Below are 17523 nucleotides of genomic sequence, written 5' to 3' on the forward strand. Positions count from 1 at the left end.
ATTGTTATCTTCCTTGTGTGTGTAGGAGTGGCCACTGTATGCAAAATCGGCCCGCCTCACTTGCCCTGCGGGTGCAGGGAATTGCCGGTTGGGAGCAAGTTCGAAAAGTGTGAAAAGGGTTGCAGGGTTACCCTTGGTTACATTTCTGAAACATGAAGCCGAACCTGGCTCACGGCAATTCATGGCCGTTGGCGGATGATGGTGGGCCACCGCCGACAAGGATTTTCGCCGTGAAGACAGTCTCCAACCGGATAGCCCTGCACTGCCTCAACCACTGGCAGAGAGAGGGGCGGGATCCGGCCCAGCTCCTGCAAGCTGCCGGGATTGCCAGAGAAGAGCTGCTGCTCCCCCAGGGGCGGATCGACGCCCAGCGCCACTTCCGGCTGCTGACCCAGGTCGCCCCCCATCTGGACATGACCCACAAGTGGTCGCCCCCTTCGCTCTCGGGGCTCTTTGCCGACTACCTGCCGCTGGCGAGCCTGTGCTGCAACGCCGCCACCCTGCGCCAGGCCCTGCACTTCTTCCTCGCCTATCGCCCCCTCATCGGCGAGTGCGATCGGATAGTGCTGCGGGAGGAAGAGGGGCAGGCCAGGCTCGGTTACCATTCGGAGTCCGATCACCCGGACGTGATCGCCATGAGCAGCCTGGCCAATCTCGGCCACCTCTATGCCCTGCTGCAGTTCTACCACCCCGGCCAGGGCCAGCTGGTGCTGCCCACCCCGGTGCGGCCCAGACTGTGGCGCGAGCTGGGGGCCTGGCTGGGGGAGCGGCTGCAACGGGGAGAGGGCTTTGAGCTGCGCTTCCCCGCGGCCTTGCTCGATCTCGCCCACGGCGGCTGCAACGGCCCCCTGCAACCCCTGCTGCTGGGGGAGCTCGACGGCCAGATGCGGCTGCTGCGCCCGAGCAGCCACTATCGGGAGCGGGTGCTCGGACTCATCCGCCAGCGGCTCTGGCAGGAGAGCGTCGACTCCCCCACCCTGCTGGCGGGGATCTGCGAGGCCCTCCGGCTGACCCGCTGGACCCTCAACCGCCACCTGCGCGAGGAGGGGTGCCACTTCTCGGCCCTGCTGGAGCAGGTGAGAAGGGAGGAGGCCTGCCGGCTGCTGCAGGATCCCGGCCTCCAGCTGCAGGAGGTGGGCGGGCGCCTCGGGTTTGCCAGCCAGAGCAGCTTCACCCGCTTCTTCAAGGAGGCGTTCGCCCTCTCCCCCAGCGAATACCGCTCAAGGCGCTGCCGGCTCTGACTCCCCGGCCAGGGCCCGGGCGAGCAGCGCCGCCAGCCAGTGGATGAAGAGCTGGACCCTGGGCGCCAGCTGGCGGCGATGGGCATAGAGGGCGTGGATGGGAAGCGGCGGCGCCTGCCATTGGGGCAGCAGGCTTATCAGCTCGCCACGCCCGAGCAACGCCTCCACCCCCACCCTCGGCATCTGAATGATGCCAAGCCCCGCCAGCGCCGCCGCCAGGTAGGTCTCGCTGTCGTTGACCATCAGGGCCCCCGCCATCGGCAGGAGGGCGCGGCTGCCGTCCTCAAGCTGGTACTCGAACCCCGGCTCGCTGCGCCCCTGCCCGGAGCCATAATGGACCAGCCGGTGATCGGCCAGATCCGCCAGGGTCTGCGGTACCCCGTGACGGGCCAGGTAGGCGGCGCTGGCGCAGTTGATCTGGCGATAGTGGCCGAGGGGCCGCGCCACCAGGCTGGAGGGCTCCAGCGCCCCCACCCGCACCACGCAGTCGAAGCCGTCGCGCACCAGATCCACCCGCCTGTCCGTGCTGCTCAGCATCAGCTGCAAGTCGGGGTGCTGCGCCAGGAAGGCGGGCAGCGCCGGGATCACCAGATGGCGCGCCATCCGGCTTGGCATGTCTACCCGCAACTGCCCCGAGATCTGGCCCCCCTGGCGAAACAGACCGTCAAACTCCTCCATGTCCGCCAGCAGATCCCGGCACCTGGCGTAGCAGAGCTGGCCATCCGTGGTGAGCTGCACCCGCCGGGTGGTGCGCAGCAGGAGCCGGGTGCCCATGCGCTCCTCCAGCCGGCGGATGGCGGCGGAGAGGGTCGCCTTGGGGATGCCCAGCTGCTCGGCGCAGCGGGTAAAGCTCTCGAGTTCGGCGACCCGCACGAACAATTTCATCGCATCCAGTTGATCCATGAGCTGATTGTCTCTTCAAACGGAACAGTGATTTCATTATCACGCTATTTATCCGGCAATAAAGGAACAATACAGTGATCCGGTCGGCTCGCACCGAGCCCTTGCCACCCACAGGAGTCACACCATGACCAGACCCATAGCCCTCATCACCGGCGCCAGCCGTGGCCTTGGCAAACACAGCGCCCTCGCCCTCGCGGCCAAGGGGGTGGATCTCATCATCACCTACCGCAGCCAGGCCGACGAGGCTGCCGCCGTGGTGGCCGAGGCCAGGGCGCTCGGGGTCCAGGCCCATGCCCTGGCGCTGGATGTGGGGGTGAGCGCCTCCTTTGCCGCCTTCGCTGAGGAGGTGACGCAACTGCTCGCCCGGGAGTGGCAACGGCCGCAGTTCGACTACCTGGTCAACAACGCCGGCATCGGCATCCACGCCAGCTTCGAGCAGACCACAGAGGAGCAGTTTGACACCCTGCTCAACATCCACCTCAAGGGGACCTTCTTCCTGACCCAGAAGCTGCTGCCGCTGCTTCGTGATGGCGGGCGCATCATCAACCTCTCCACCGGCCTCACCCGCTTCGCCATGCCGGGTTACGCCGCCTATGCCGCCATGAAGGGGGGGGTGGAGGTGCTGACCCACTATCTGGCCAAGGAGCTGGGCCCCCGGGGCATCGCCGTCAACGTGGTGGCCCCCGGCGCCATCGAGACCGACTTTGGCGGCGGCGTGGTGCGCGACGACAAGGGGGTCAACGCCTTCCTCGCGAGCCAGACGGCGCTCGGCCGGGTCGGCCAGCCCGACGACATCGGCGGTGTCATCGCCGCCCTGCTCTCCGACGACAACCGCTGGATCACCGCCCAGCGCATCGAGGCCTCTGGGGGCATGTTTATCTAGGCCGCCTTGCGCCAACAACACAAAACAGAAGGCCCCCTCGGTTGAGGGGGCCTTCTGTTATTTGGCAGAACATGCGCATGGGCGCTTTACAGCGTCTTGCCACCGGAGGCGATCACCTGGCTGTACCAGTGGAAGCTCTCCTTCTTGATGCGGCGAAGCGACCCCCCCTGCTCGTCGCGCTCCACATAGACGAAGCCGTAGCGCTTCTGGTAGCCGTTGAGCCAGCTCAGGATGTCGGTGAAGGACCAGGCGCAGTAGCCGAGCAGTTCGACCCCGTCCTGCATCGCCTCCTGGCACGCCTTGAGGTGGCTGTGCAGATAGGCGATGCGGTAGTCGTCATTCACCTTGTCCCCAGCTTCCAGCTTGTCGAACTCGCCGAGTCCGTTCTCGGTGATCATCAGCGGCAGGCCGTAGCGGGACGAGAGGCGGCGCAGGGCGATGCGCATCCCGGTGGGATCGATGGCCCAGTCCCAGTTACTGGTCTCCAGGTGCGGGTTGGGGGTGGTCCTGTAGAGACCGGGAACGCCGCTCGACGGCGTGGTGCCCTTCTGCCCCGTGGTGTTGATGCGCTGCATGGTCTGACCGCCGAGGGGATTGTCGGTGAAGGTCAGGGTGTAGTAGTAGTTGACGCCTATGTAGTCGGGGGTGCCTTCGCGCAGCAGTTCGAGATCCCCTGGCAGTATCTCGGGAGCCTCGCCGGTTTCTCTCAGGTAGGCGAGCGCCGCCTGGGGGTAGCGGCCGAAGCAGTAGGCATCCAGCCACCAGAGGTTGGTGAACTCCTCGGCATTCTCGAACGCCAGCATGTCGCTCGGGGCGCAGGAGGCCGGATAGGCGGGGGAGTACGCGAAGCTCGGGCCAATCAGGCCGTTTGGCACATGCTGGCGGAACGCCTTGATGACCCGGGCGTTGGCCAGGAACGCGATGTGGTTGGCGGCGAAGAAGCGCTTCCTGTCCTGCACCGCGGGCGGATGGGTGCCGAGCTGGTAGGCGTTGGTCAGGTTGTAGTTCTGCTCGTTGAGGGAGACCCAATACTTCACCTTGCCGGCGAAGCGCTGATAGAGGGTGACGCAGTAGCGCTCGAAGTCGTCGATGATGCGCCTGTCTTCCCAGCCGCCGTATTCGTCCTGCAGCGCCTGAGGCAGGTCCCAGTGATAGAGGGTCAGCACAGGCTCTATGCCGTGGGCCAGCAGGGCGTCGATGAGCCGCTCGTAGAAGGCGAGCCCCGCCTCGTTCACCTCACCGCGCCCATTGGGGAAGATGCGCGGCCAGCTCACCGAGAAGCGGTAGGCCTTGAGCCCCATCTCGGCCATCAGTGCCACGTCCTCTTCCACCCGGTGGTAGTGATCCACCGCCACGTCCCCGTTGCTGCCCTCGAAGGTCTTGCCCGGCAACTTGGTGAAGAGATCCCACACCGAGGGGCCCTTGCCGTCTTCGTTCCAGGCCCCTTCCACCTGGTAGGCGGCTGAGGCGGCCCCCCAGAGGAAATCCGCGGGGAAGTCGTTGAACTTGGGATGGTGCATCTGGCTTGTCTCCTGCTGCTTGAGGATGGTGCCGCCTCTCCCCCTGGGGGCACTGGCGGGCGTCAAAACGAATTGGCATCAGCATCGAACAGTTCTAGAATTCCGTCCAATGACAATTTTTGCCATTCAATATTCCAAGCAGGAATGAAGGAGTCGTGATGGAGTTGCGGGATCTGAAGGCCTTCGTCACCCTGGGGGAGGTCTTGCACTTCGGTCAGGCGGCGGCGCGCCAGCACATCACCCAGTCGGCCCTGAGCAAACAGATCCGGCGGCTGGAGACGGATTTTGGCGGCGAGCTGTTCGAGCGCAACGCCAGCAGCACCCGGCTCACCCCCCTCGGGCGCGCCCTATACGGGGATGCCTGCGCCCTGGTGGCCCAGAGCGAGCAGCTCGGTCGCACCGCCCGCGACGTGCTGGCGGGCAATGGCGGCACCCTGCGCATCGGCTTCGGGGTCGCCACCAAGCTGCTGGTGCCCGCGGCCATCGCCCGTTTTCGGGCCAGCCGCCCCGGGGTCGGCATAGAGCTCAACGATCTCTCCACCCATCACCAGTTGCTGGCACTCAGTGAAGGCAGGCTGGATCTCGGCTTCTGCCGCCTGCCCGCCCCCAAGGGCTGGCCGGTGCTGCCCGTGGTGCGCGCCCATTTCGTCGCCGTGCTGCCCGCCGGCTACCAGGGGGTGACGGGGCTCTCGGATCTGCTGGACAAGCCGCTGGCCATACTGCGCCGGGACAAGGCCCCCTCCTTCCACGATCAGTTCGTGCACTACCTGGCCCAGAGCGGGCTGCGTTTTGGGGATATCCAGTACGTCAACGACTTCGCCGCCGGCATCGCCACCGCGGCGGCGGGCATCGCCTGGACCCTGGTGCCCTCCTCCACCACCATAGAGCACCCGGACGTCATCACCCTGCCCTTAGGGGAGGCCGAGGCGAGCTGGATCATAGGGCTCATTCGCCCGCCGGGAGGAGATAACCCCCTCATCGCCCCCTTCTGGCAGACGGTGGCCGAGCTCGGTGATCCAGCCCTCACCGTCCTGGGTGATCAGGGCGGGGCAGAGTCCTGACGCGGCCATGGTCGCCGTTCACAACACGGCATCGTTCGAGAACCACATTAACGGTAGCTTTTGAGCAGCCAGCCCCCGTAAAATTGCACCATGGCCCCGGCGCCCGGCGCCAACCGACAAGGACTCGTTTCTCCGATGCTATCTCACTGGCTGCTGAGGTTTGATCTCCACCGCCTCATCCTGGCCCTGGCCGTGCTCGGCGTGCTGGCCACCTTCGGCAACAGCTTCTACGCCATCCATCAGGCACAGCGACAACTGCTGATCGACAGTACCCTGGAGGCCAACCGTGTCTATGCCACCAAGCTGGCCGCCTCCGCCGAGGCCATGCTGAATGCGGCCCAGGAGCAGCTTGCCTACAGCGCCACCCTGCTGGCGCCGCTGCTGCAGGCCAACGACGTCAAGGGGCTGGAGCAGGAGGTGACCCAGTTGCGCGAGCGCACCAACACCTTCAACTCGGTGGCCATAGTCAACACCGAGTCCACCATAGTCGCCGTCTCCCCCGAGACCCTGAAGGTGAAGGGGGCCAAGCTCACCTCCCGCAGCGCCCGCCAGACCCTCGCCAACCAGCAGCCGACCATCTCGGATCCCCTGGTCTCCCTCTCGGGCAACTACCTCATCAGCCTCTCCTACCCTGTGTTCTCGACAGACAGGCGCTACCTCGGCTATGTCGCCGGCAGCATCTACCTGGAATCCGCCAGCGTGCTCTCCAGCCTGCTGGGTCAGCACTACTACCAGGATGGCTCCTACCTCTACGTGGTCGACCGGCAGAAGACCCTGATCTACCACCCCAACCCCAAGCGCATCGGCCAGAAGATAGGTGAGAATGCGGTGGTGGACGAGGTGTTGCAGGGGCGGCAGGGGGCACAAAGCGTGTTCAACTCCCGGGGAACCGAGATGCTGGCGGGCTTCGCCCCGGTGGCCGGTGCGGGCTGGGGAGTGGTGGCCCAGCGCCCCCGCAGCGCCACCCTGGCCGGGCTGGATCAGCAGATGCTCAACATATTGAAGGGGATGATCCCGGTCACCCTCTTCATCCTCTTCGCCATCTGGCTCTCAGCCACCATCATCTCCCGGCCCCTGCGGCAGCTGGCCAACCGGGCCAGGCTGATGGATCAGCAGGAGGCGGCCTCCAACATCTCCAGCATCCGCGCCTGGTACTTCGAGGCGGCCCAGCTCAAGCAGGCCATTCTCAAGGGGCTGGGGCTGCTCAACACCAAGATTGACCAGTTGCACACCGACAGCCACACCGATCCCATGACGGGCCTCTTCAACCGGCGGGCCATGCAGCAGATGCTGGACGATTATCAGGCACAGTCCCGACCCCTGGCGGTCATCGCCCTCGATATCGATCACTTCAAGGGGATCAACGACCACTTCGGCCACGACGTCGGTGACGCCGTCATCGTCGCCCTGGCGACCCTGATGCAGCGGGATCTGCGCGCCGATGCCGCCCTGTGCCGCAGCGGCGGCGAGGAGTTCCTGCTGCTGCTGCCCGGGGTCTCCCTGGTGCAGGCACAGCGGATCGCCGAGCGGCTGCGGATGACGGTGGCGGGCCACGAGATGGATCAGGCCGGGCGCATCACCATCTCCCTCGGGATCGCCCACTGGCCTGGGGATGCCAGCGATCTCGGTGCCGTGCTCAAGCAGGCGGACAAGGCGCTCTATCAGGCCAAGCACAGGGGCCGCAACTGCGTGGTGGTGGCCGGCGCCTGAGGCCCCCCGGCGTCAGAAGCTGTAGCCCATCTTGAGGTAGATGCCGGCGTTGTCGTCCTTGCCCATGGCATACTCGAGGTTGGCGACTATGCCCGCCTCCGGCTTGAGCAGGTACTGGACGCCAGCCCCCCAGGCGGGATAGATGTTGGCGCTGTCGGAGCAGTCGAGGGACTCCCCGTTCACGGCGTCCCCGTAGAGGCAGGCCACCCCGGCGAAGGCGGTCAGGGTCCAGCGTTCGGCCAGCTTGTAGCGCTCCTCGACCTCCACCGCCGACATGTGCTGGCCCAGGTACTCCCCCGGGGTGTAGCCACGCAGGTAGATGGGGGAATAGGAGCCACTCGGCGCGTTGTGGGAGAACTGGTTGCGATTGCGCCAGGCGAGCACATGGCCATCCCCGTGGCGCCAGTAGCCCCTGTAGTCGACCCGGTAGATGTCAAAGTCCCCCTCTCCCCCCAGCTCTTCCCGGTAGGCCAGGTTGTTGACGTTCAAATACCAGCCCCGGGTCGCGCTGAAGTCGCTGTCCCGGGAGTCGTGCTGCACCGCCAGCCCGAGCCCCCCCGAGGTGAACCCCTCCAGCCCCAGCTCCTCCAGGATCTGATCCGATTGCAGATCCTGTCCCTGCATCTCGTAGTTGGAGTAGGCCGCCATGCCGCCGACGAACCAGTCCCCCTCCACCCGATAGAGGTAGCGCAGGAAGGCGGAGCGGAAGTGATCCTCGGTCTCGAGGGCACGACCGGTGCCGAGGTAGTCCTGATAGCTGTTGTTGATGTCGCCAACGATCACCCCACCGACGAGGCGGTGGTGATCCGCGCCGAACGACGTCTTGGCAAAGGCGCTGGTGATGAGGGAGTCCGAGGTGGTGTACTTGCCGGACAGGGTGAACAGGGACGGGCGCGAGCCCTCATCGAACCGGTGCAGGTAACCCACCATCAGGCCCGCCGCCGTGTCCAGCTTGGGGCTGGAGCTCAGCAGAGGCACGAACAGCCAGGGGGAACGCTCCTCTGGCGGCTCATCCCCCTTTGCCTCGCGCTCGTCACGGCGCGGCTGCGCCTCTTCCTTGGCGGGATCCGCCGCCATCGCGGGGCTGGCCGCCAGGGTGAGGGCCAGGCCGGCCATCAGGGGAGAGATTGCATAGCGCATGTGTGGGTTCCGCACAGGGTAGCGCACGGCAAACCGGCGGCGCTTGGCCGCCCTGCCTGGCAGGCGCGTCCGGGTTCAGGTTGCCGGCCGCCCTGCATCAGGGGCCGGAAGAGGGCCGCAGCATAACGGCATCCCCAGGCCCCCACCACAGCAATATGGTGCGCCATACAATCGCCGTACAGCTTCGCCAAACGAGAGGCCCGGGCGAATACCTGGCATGAAAAAACCCCTGCCTGGGCAGGGGTTCGTACGCGGATGCTTACAGATTGACGGCGAGGCTGGCGGCCTGTGGCTGGCTTGGGGTCACCAGCACGGGCACCGACTTGGAGGTGGGGGTGAAGGAGCCCTCCCCTATGCTCTCTATGGCCACCAGGGGGTTGGTCTCAGGGTAGTAGGCGGCGATGTTGCCCCTGGGGATCTCGTAGAAGATGACGCTGAACCCCCGCACCACCCGCTCGCGCCCGTCATTGCAGATGGCGGTCATGTCCACCTGCTGCTCCTCGGCCAGCCCCAGGCGACGGGCATCCTCCTCGTTCATGAAGACCACGTTGCGCCGCCCCTTGATGCCGCGGTAGCGATCGTCCATGCCGTAGATGGTGGTGTTGTACTGATCGTGGGAGCGCAGGCTCTGGAGCAGCAGCACGGGCTCGCCCACCATCTGCTCCGCGTGGCTGGTGCACTCGGGCAGGATGGAGTCCGGCAAGCGGCTCGCCCGAAACTCGGCGCGCCCGCTTGGGGTATTCCAGCGCAGCAGGGCGGCGCTGTTCTCCAGATGGAAACCGCAGGGCTCCTCGATGCGGCGGTTGAAGTCGTCAAAGCCGGCGATGGTCTCGGCGATGAGATCCCGCAGCAGGGCGTAGTCGTCCCGCAGCGCCAGCCAGTCCACGAGATCGCGGCCCAGGGTCGCCTCGGCCATGCGCGCGACTATGTCGATTTCAGAGAGACAGAGCGGCGAGACCGGTTCGTTCATGCCGGTGGAGGCGTGCACCATGCTGAAGGTGTCCTCCACGGTGATCTTCTGCACCCCGGCGCGCTGGGTGTCGAGCTCGGTGCGGCCGAGGCAGGGGAGGATCAGGGCATCCTTGGAGACCATGAGGTGGCTGCGGTTGAGCTTGGTGCTGATCTGCACGTTGAGCTCGCTCCTTCGCATCGCCTCATAGGTGAAGTCGGTGTCCGGCGCCGCGGCCGCCAGGTTGCCCCCGAGGCAGATGAGCACCTTGCTCTTGCCGCCGTGCAGGGCCTTGAGGGCCTCGTAGACGTTGTGCCCCGGCGTGCGCTTGAGGCCCACCGGGAAGCGGCGCTCCAGGCGATCGATAAAGGCGGCATTGGGTTTCTCGTTGATCCCCATGGTGCGGTTGCCCTGCACGTTGCTGTGGCCGCGCACCGGACAGAGCCCGGCCCCCGGCTTGCCAATCTGGCCGCACATCAGGTGCAGGTTGACGATTTCGCGAATGGTGTCGACCGAGTGCTTGTGCTGGGTGATCCCCATGGCCCAGCAGCTGATCACGCGCTCGCTCTGGGCGAAGATCTGCGCCGCCCGGGTGATCGCCTCGCGATCCAGCCCGGATTGCGCCTCGATCTGATCCCAACCGGTGGCCTTCACCTGGGCCAGGTAGTCGTCAAAGTGCACCGTGTGCTGCTCGATAAAGGCGAGATCGATGCGCCCCCCCTGCTCTTCCAGGATGTATTTCGCCATGCCGCGAATGGCCGCCATGTCGCCGCCAAGCTTCGGCGTGAGGTACTGGTGGCTGATGCGGGTGGCCGCCGGGGTCAAGAGCTCCGCCGGGCTCTGGGGGCTCGCGAAGCGCTCGAGGGCCACCTCTTTGAGGTTGTTGAAGGTGACGATCTGGCACCCCTGGCGCGCCGCCTTGCGCAGGGCGTTCATCATGCGCGGGTGGTTGGTGCCCGGATTCTGGCCGAAGACGAAGATGGCTTTGGCGGCGTCGAAATCATCGAGCACCACTGTGCCCTTGCCCACCCCGACGGACTGGATCAGCCCCACCCCGCTCGCCTCGTGGCACATGTTGGAGCAGTCCGGGAAGTTGTTGGTGCCATAGAGACGGCCGAACAGCTGATAGAGGTAGGAGGCCTCGTTGCTGGCGCGGCCCGAGGTGTAGAACTCCACCTCGTCCGGGCTGGCCAGGCGCTTGAGCTTGTCCGCGATGAGGGCAAAGGCCTGATCCCAGCTTACCGGCTCGTAGTGATCGGTCGCCGGGTTGTAGCGCAGGGGTTCGGTCAGTCGTCCCTGGTATTCGAGCCAGTAGTCGCTCTGGGCAGAGAGGCGGCGCACCGAATGCTCGGCGAAGAAGGCGGCCCCCACCGTCTTGCCGGTGGACTCCCAGGCCACCGCCTTGGCGCCGTTCTCGCAGAACTGGAAGGCCCCCTGCTTGTTGTCACCCCAGGCGCAGCCGGGGCAGTCGAAGCCGTCGGTCTGGTTGACCCGCAGCAGGTTCTTGATGTTCTGCCGGGTCTTCTGGCTCTGCAGCACCTGCTTGAAGGTGGACTGCAGGGAGGAAAAGCCGCCGGCCTTGGCCGGTTTCTCAATATGACTGGACATGGGAGTCTCCAACGTGATCCTGGGCGCGGGGGCTGGCATAGCAGACCGGGGCATCGGATCTGGGCACATGAATGAGGGTCAGGTTGTATTTCAGGGCCAGTCGCACCGCGAGCTGGCTGGGAGAAGCAAGGCTGATGAGGTGGGCGGCGCCAAATTGCACCGCCTTGTGAATGAGCTCGCTGCCGCAGCGGCTGGTGATGACCAGGGTGGCGGCCTGCGCGGGCTGGCGCAGTTGCATGCCGATAAGCTTGTCCAGGGCATTGTGGCGGCCTATGTCTTCCCGGCAGGCCAGGATCTCGCCGCGCTCGTCCAGCGCCAGGGCGGCATGGAGGGCGCCGCTCTGGCGGGCCTTGCTCTGCCAGGGGGCGATGCGCTCGCGCAAGTCCCGCAAACGCTCGGTATCCAGGGGGGCACCCGGGGTCAGGGAGGTGAGCTCGGGCAGCGCATGCTCGATGGCCTCCACCCCACAGATGCCGCAGCCGCTCGCTCCGGCCAGGCGGCGCTTGCGTCGCCCCAGCTCGGCCAGGCAGCGGTTGGCGATGGTGATCTCGAGCACCACCCCCTGCTCCGACGGGGTGCTCTGGATGTCGTGCACATCGTGGTTGCCCCCGATGATCCCCTCGCCAAACAGGAAGCCGATGGCGAAGTCGTCGAGATCATCCGGGGTGGCCATCATGACGGCGTGGTTGATGCCGTTGATGTTGACGGACACGGCCACCTCTTCCACCAGCTCATCCAGCCTGGGCAACCGTGAATTGAATGGGATCATGCGAGACGCTTATAACGTGTATTCGGGCCTCAAGTTTAGATAAGTCGCTCCCCCAAAACCAATGAAACAAATCTATTCACTGATAGACAACCTCTATTGCCATGACGATGTCGATTGATTAACTTTGTCAGTCATCCTCCACGCCAGGCGCTTCCTCTTCGATGAACATCAAGCAGTTGCACTATTTCTACGAGCTGGCCCAGCACCGCCACTTCGCCAAGGCGGCCAAGGCCTGCTTCATCACCCAGCCGACCCTGTCCGCCAGCATCACCGCCCTGGAAAAATCCCTCGGCACCGAGCTGGTGGTGCGCAACAGCCAGTTCGTGGCCCTGACCCAGGCGGGGGAAGTGGTGCTGCGCCACGCCGAGCGCATGCTGCTGGAGCAGGACGCCATGCGCCAGGAGCTGAGCCTGTTTGGCGGTGCGCTGTCGGGGGTCCTGCGCATCGGCATGGTGCCCCAGTCGAGCATCGACATCATGCCGCTGCTCAAGCGCTTCAACGACGCCTTCCCCAAGGTCAGCCTGCGCCTGTCGGTGATGACCCACGGCACCCTGCTCGAGCAGCTGGATCTGCACCAGACCGACATCGGCCTTGGCTTTGACGAGCTGCTCACCGAGCATCAGCGCCGCGCCCTCGACGTCCAGCTTCGCCACCCCAACCCCATGGCCCTGCTGGGGCCCCCGCACCTCGCCCCGAGCCAGCCTCTGAGGCTGGCGGACTTGCAGGATCTCCCCCTGATCCTGCCGAGCGCCACCATGCAGTTTCGCCGCTACCTCGACGAGGCCGCCGCCCGCCAGCAGCTCAGCCTGCGGGTGGTGCTGGAGACAGACTCCCTGTTCCACCTGGCCAACGGAGTGAGCCACGGGCTCGGCTGCGCCGTGGTCAGCGCCGGCATCGCCGCCACCGCCCAGCAGCTCTTCAAGCTGCCCTGCCACCCCCTGGTCGATGCGAGCGCAGGCACCATCGCCTTCATCACCCGCAAACACAGCGTCACCCCCGCCATGAAGGCGTTTCTCGCCCTGCTGCAGGCCTGAGCCCTCCCTTGGTGCAGGGCTACGAGTCTCAATGCGAGTACCACCCGCCTTCTCCAGCAAGCCTGCGCTGACCAAGAAAAAACGCCCCTGAGGGCGTTTTTTCATTATTAGGGAATAGGACAGCTGGCCGGCGATCCATGGTCGCGAGGCCAGAGGGTGCTGCCATCCGTCCTGGAGAGGGGCAGGAATGTCAGCCCCTCGCTCAAGTTGACGGGCGGGAGATCGTCCTCCAGCACGTACATCCCCATGGGCAGGACGCCCGAGGGCTGGTTCGCCTCCACCTGATCGGCGGCGAGGCGCGAGTAGCGCAGACCCAGCAGATCGAAGTGGCTGCGCCAGTCCAGGCCGGTTAGCCTGCCGAGGGCGACCAGCATGAAGTCGTTGCCCGGTATGTCTCGCACCTGCTTGCCGCCATAGACCCCATGCCCCTGGAAGGGGAAGAGGCCAAAGCCGAGCCTGTCCCTGTTGGCATTCCAGTCGCTCTCGTTGTCGGCAACGGCGCCGAAGATCCGTGAATGCTGGTAGAGCAGGGTGAAGATATTGAAGCCGTTGTTCAGGCGGGTGCCGTCCGCCAGCCTCATGCCGTGGGCGCGCAGTGCCATCTGGATATAAAACGCCATGCGATAGCCGTTGTGGACCGCATAGGCATTGCTCTGCCAGGGCGCCTCGTAGCGACTCTCCCCCGCATCCAGCACCTTGCAGTTGGCCCCCAGCACCACCCGGTTGCCGCTCTTATCCTTCACCCCGGCCGCGTCGGACATGAAGGCGTAGAACAGATCCTTGTGATTCATGTGACCATCTTTGATGGGCGCCGTGTTGCCGTCGCGCAGATAGTGGGCCTGCCACTTCACCACATAGGGGAAGATGTTGTTGGAGTTCTCCCCGGCCCGGCTGCCATAGCCGCGCCAGTTGTCAGCATCGCTGGCGGCGGCGTAATGCACATTCAGGCGCTGGGTTTGCAGATTGTGGCCCAGCTCGTGATTGTCCAGCCAACCGGTCGGGCTGATGCTGCCGGAAGAGTCCCAGGGGTTGCCGCTGCAGCCGACCCCGCAATGGGCATTCTGGTCGTAGTTGGCATGCTGGATGATGGTACGGGTATGCAGTGACTCGTCGAGACACTGATCCCCCAGCAGCGCGACACAGGCGCGCCTGACCTCGTCGGGCAGCGACTCCTCCAGGCGCTTGCCCTGGATCTTGAAGCCCGCCAGGGTATAGACGCTGTTGATATGATCCCGGGAGATGCTGTCCAGCAGGGCATCGGTGTCGGCAATGGCCCCCCCGATGGCCCCGGTGAAGCGATCCCGGCGCAGATGCTGCTCGGCGCCATCGGCCCTGAGATCGACATGGGGCAGCTCGGTCTGATCCAGCCGCTCGTTGAAGTCCCGGATCTGCTGCTCATCACTGAAGTCCAGAATGGCTGGATGGCGGGTCACGCCGGTGGCGGCCACCTCCACTTGCAGCGTCCCGTCTCCCCCCTCCAGATAGAGATAGACAGGGCCCCCATAGGGCGAGGTGAAGCTGACGCTGCCGCCCTTGTTAAGAGGAAGCCGCCCGCTGGCCAACTCCAGCGGCGCCCGATAGACCTTCTGCTCATAGGCCCTGTTGGTGTTGGGTCTGTGGTAATTGAGCCGAATGGTAGCGGAAACATCCGCAGTATCCGTGCGACTCAGGGTGATACGTTGCCCCGGCAGGGCATACCAGCCCGTCGAGGTCCACTGCCCGGAATAGGGCACCGAGATGCGGCGGCTGTCGCTGATGACGGCGGGATAGGCGTAATGGGCCTGATCTCCCTTGAACACCTGGCTGCGATCGACGACGTACTCCCCCAGATCGGGCTGGGCCGGATTGCGAACACGGGCATAGCTCACCAGCCAGTCGGCAAACATCGCCCGCTGCCAGGCCTGATGCTCGTCCCAGGCGATGGGGTAATCGATGGCGGCACGGTATTTGTCGGCCAGCAGCAGGCTGGCTGGCAACAGTGCCAAGCCGTCGCGGGCGAAGGGGCTGATCCCCGCCTTGTCCAGGGTGATGGCGGCATTCCTGAGCCAGTCGGCGCCATTCTTGAACTGCACATTGAACTCATCGACCCCCCCGCAGTTGAGGAAGTTGCCGCTGCAGGCATCCAGCCATTGGGTGCTGAATGTCCCCTCCTTAAGGTTGCTCAGCAGCGTATCGACCGCCATCAGCTGGGGATCTGGCGCCATGATGGTGCTCACCGCCAGATTGCTGACCTTGAGCTTGGACCAGTAGTTGCCCCAGGGCACCAGCCCCATCTCCAGATAGAGGGGCGCCAGCAGGGGGCTCGCCTCTCGCCGGTAGTTGGAGAGCAGCAGCGGGATCCCGGCGGCCTTCGCCTTGGCGATGACCTGGGCTATGCCCTGGTACCCCAGCCCTAGGCGATCGAGGTCGCTTATCACGATGAGATCCGGCGCCATGCGGTCGATGCAGGCGCCGAGGGCCTGATAATCGCACTCATCGGCCTGGTTGATGCTGTGCGCGTCCGGATACATGGCCTTGAGCCAGTCCCGGATCCCCTCGTTATGGGGGAAATACCAGCTGTCGGCGCGACTCGGCATCTGGGCGGTCAGGATGCGAAGACCATCGTCATCACTATCCCTCCCCCGGGTCAGCCAGCCGATCAGCCCCCTGAGCAGCGCCTCGCTCTGGGGCGTGCGATCCACCGCAAACAGGTTTGCCCCCATGGCTGCCCGGCGATAGTCATCTTGCTCGGAGACCATCACCAGGCCGCGGATCTCGCTCTCCCCCTTGCCATTGATGTTGGAAGGGAGCAGGGTCACGGTGTGTTCGGGCTGGAAGCTGGAGAAGGTGATGGAGTCGTGGCTCGGGTTCCAGCTGATGGCATCCAGACCCCGATAGAGGGTGCGGACCAGTTCGGTGCGACGCGCCTCACTGTCGGCGATGGCGCCACGGGCATGGGCGATCAGCTCCATGTCGCTGGCGAGGGCGTGATCCTCGTGGTCAATGGCATGGGCGGCATGCTTGATGAAGCGAGCCGACACCTGACAATCGGCGCCCATGGGAGCTGTGATGTAGTCGTGACCCTGCAGGGTGCCGTCACAGCCCTCTATGCTATCCAGCACGAAGCCGGCGTCGGGCGCTACGGTGAAACGCCCCCGTTCACCGGCGCTCAGGCGCAGGCTGGCCGGGCTCAGCCGTCCACCCTGGCTGCTGCGGGTGGTGGCCTCGAAATAGACGGGGGCCGTCTCCTGAGTGAAGCTCGCCGAGACCTGGCAATCGCCGCGCATGGGGCCCGTGGTATAAGTGAGGCCGTCCAGCGTCCCCTCACAACCCGCAATCTGCGCCAACACATAGCCTGCGTCGGCTGCGACGGTGAAACGGCCCTGCTCACCGACGCTCAGACGCAGGCTGGCCGGGCTCAACTGTCCACCCTGGGTGCTCTGGGTGGATGCCTCGAAATACGTTGTTATCGTGGGGGGAATGGCATCGTCTTTCCCGCCCTCTCCACCCCCGCATCCGTTCATGGCAAGGGCCAGCAAGGGTGTGAGAATGACTCTTCTCATCTTCTATCCTCCTCTCTACCAGGCTGTTTGGGGCGGGCAGTGTAGGGGGCGCGCTGCGTAATTTCAACCCTGAACGAATCCCATTTTAGGCTCCGACCGACCGGGCTCTCCTTCCCTCTCCTCGCGGTACTTCACTCCCCCGGGGCGGTCGACCCGGCAAGAGGATGACAGCCCTTTCCATGACGGGCCGGGCTGCGCAGATAGTGTTCAGTTCGCCTCGGTGCGCTTGTCCAGCGCCGCGATGAAGGCGCTCGCCAGGGCGTGGTCCGAGAAGGGATTCTGGCCGGTGATGAGTTCGCGATCGACCACCACGCCGGGCTGCCAGGGGGCGACAAACTGCATCTTGCCACCGGCCCGGGCCATGGCCTGCGCCGGGTAGTAGCGCAGCCTGTCGCCCTTGAGCGAGGCTTCAAACACCGCCTCTTCCTCGTCGGAGAAGATGGTCATCCTGTAACCGTCGTAGATCCACTCTCTGGCGCCGTCCGCCTTGCCTGCAATGACCGACTGCTCGAACCCGGCCGGATCCCCCTGCGCCGCCAGCAGCGCGATGGGGCCGTGGCAGATGGCCGCCGTGGGTTTGTGGTTGTCATGGAAATGGCGCAGCAGGGTGCCCACCTCGGGATCCGTGGCAAGATCGATGAGGGGGGCATGGCCGCCGGGAATGAAGAGGCCGGCATAGCGCTCGGGACCGGATTGCAGCACCTCCTTCAGGGAGAGCACCTTGCCGGCGCCGAACAGGCTGTTCACGACGTCGCCGATGCGCGCCATCGCCTGCGGGTCGCCGCCAAAGTACTGGGGATCGACGGAACTCTTGTCAGCAACGGGCCGGTTCCCTCTCGGTGTCACCGGGGTCAGGGTGTAACCGGCCTCCAGCAGGGCGGCGGCAGGCACCCCCAGTTCATTCTGGTAGAAGCCGGTGGTCAGGCTCTTGCCCCCTTGCAGCGGCAGTGCGGTCTCGCTCGAGAGCAAAACCAGGATCTCTCCCTTGGACGCCGCGCTGGCCGCGGCCGAGGTCGCCAGCAGCAGTGATGCCAGCAGGGCCTTGAGGGTGCTCTTCATCTTGATACTCCTTGGAATGGTCAGTGATCGCTTGGGCGGCAAGGGCGCCGCGCTGGATGAAGAATTTACCTATTACCTTGCTGCGGATAAACTGACGTCATTGA

At 65.2% G+C, this 17523-nt stretch carries 12 protein-coding genes; 5 read left to right on the top strand and 7 right to left on the bottom strand.

Translation table 11 applies throughout. From position 1 onward, the window contains the following. Positions 1-230: 230 nt before the first annotated feature. Complete coding sequence (locus AAHB08_RS06470) at positions 231-1241, top strand: helix-turn-helix transcriptional regulator (protein WP_342058452.1); 1011 nt, start codon at positions 231-233, stop codon at positions 1239-1241. Here AAHB08_RS06470 and AAHB08_RS06475 read toward each other — a convergent pair. Then, positions 1221-2144, bottom strand: coding sequence for a LysR family transcriptional regulator (locus AAHB08_RS06475; RefSeq protein ID WP_342058453.1), 924 nt, complete (start codon positions 2142-2144; stop codon positions 1221-1223). The genes AAHB08_RS06470 and AAHB08_RS06475 overlap by 21 nt on opposite strands. Before the next feature lie 124 nt (positions 2145-2268). Here AAHB08_RS06475 and AAHB08_RS06480 point away from each other — a divergent pair, with 124 nt between their 5' ends. Further along, positions 2269-3027 carry an SDR family NAD(P)-dependent oxidoreductase gene (locus tag AAHB08_RS06480; RefSeq protein WP_319913657.1) on the top strand — a complete coding sequence of 253 codons (759 nt, stop codon included), beginning with the start codon at positions 2269-2271 and terminating at the stop codon, positions 3025-3027. An 86-nt stretch (positions 3028-3113) separates the two neighbouring features. Here AAHB08_RS06480 and AAHB08_RS06485 read toward each other — a convergent pair whose 3' ends face one another. Further along, complete coding sequence (locus AAHB08_RS06485) at positions 3114-4547, bottom strand: glycoside hydrolase family 1 protein (protein WP_342058454.1); 1434 nt, start codon at positions 4545-4547, stop codon at positions 3114-3116. Positions 4548-4705: 158 nt separating this feature from the next. On the opposite strand from AAHB08_RS06485, the gene AAHB08_RS06490 reads away from it, so the two are divergent. Together AAHB08_RS06490 and AAHB08_RS06495 are read left to right on the top strand one after the other, a co-directional pair. Next, entirely contained in the window at positions 4706-5608 is a 903-nt protein-coding gene (locus AAHB08_RS06490) for a LysR family transcriptional regulator (protein WP_139438436.1), read from the top strand. Positions 5609-5743: 135 nt separating this feature from the next. Then, positions 5744-7318: a sensor domain-containing diguanylate cyclase gene (locus AAHB08_RS06495; protein ID WP_342058455.1), complete on the top strand. Its 1575-nt coding sequence runs from the start codon at positions 5744-5746 to the stop codon at positions 7316-7318. A 12-nt stretch (positions 7319-7330) separates the two neighbouring features. On the opposite strand, the gene AAHB08_RS06500 is transcribed toward AAHB08_RS06495, so the two are convergent. The 3 genes from AAHB08_RS06500 to fdhD all read right to left on the bottom strand — a co-directional run bounded on the left by AAHB08_RS06500 (position 7331) and on the right by fdhD (position 11784). Beyond that, a complete protein-coding gene (locus tag AAHB08_RS06500) occupies positions 7331-8458 on the bottom strand; it encodes a hypothetical protein (protein WP_342058456.1) in 1128 nt (375 codons plus the stop codon). Between the two features lie 259 nt (positions 8459-8717). Further along, positions 8718-11015: an FdhF/YdeP family oxidoreductase gene (locus AAHB08_RS06505; protein WP_342058457.1), complete on the bottom strand. Its 2298-nt coding sequence runs from the start codon at positions 11013-11015 to the stop codon at positions 8718-8720. Continuing rightward, positions 10999-11784: a formate dehydrogenase accessory sulfurtransferase FdhD gene (fdhD, locus tag AAHB08_RS06510; protein WP_342058458.1), complete on the bottom strand. Its 786-nt coding sequence runs from the start codon at positions 11782-11784 to the stop codon at positions 10999-11001. Before fdhD ends, AAHB08_RS06505 begins: the two co-directional genes overlap by 17 nt. 161 nt (positions 11785-11945) lie before the next feature. On the opposite strand from fdhD, the gene AAHB08_RS06515 reads away from it, so the two are divergent. After that, positions 11946-12818, top strand: coding sequence for a LysR family transcriptional regulator (locus AAHB08_RS06515; RefSeq protein ID WP_342058459.1), 873 nt, complete (start codon positions 11946-11948; stop codon positions 12816-12818). Between the two features lie 107 nt (positions 12819-12925). On the opposite strand, the gene AAHB08_RS06520 is transcribed toward AAHB08_RS06515, so the two are convergent. Continuing rightward, on the bottom strand, positions 12926-16219 hold the full coding sequence (locus AAHB08_RS06520; protein WP_342058460.1) for an ImpA family metalloprotease: 3294 nt from the start codon (positions 16217-16219) through the stop codon (positions 12926-12928). A 348-nt stretch (positions 16220-16567) separates the two neighbouring features. Beyond that, the gene (locus tag AAHB08_RS06525) at positions 16568-17419 is read right to left on the bottom strand and encodes a type 1 glutamine amidotransferase domain-containing protein (RefSeq protein ID WP_342058461.1); all 852 of its coding nucleotides are present in this window, start codon (positions 17417-17419) and stop codon (positions 16568-16570) included. Positions 17420-17523 lie beyond the last annotated feature (104 nt).

The sequence above is a fragment of the Aeromonas sp. OTU364 genome, from assembly GCF_038440395.1.
Lineage (GTDB): Bacteria > Pseudomonadota > Gammaproteobacteria > Enterobacterales > Aeromonadaceae > Aeromonas.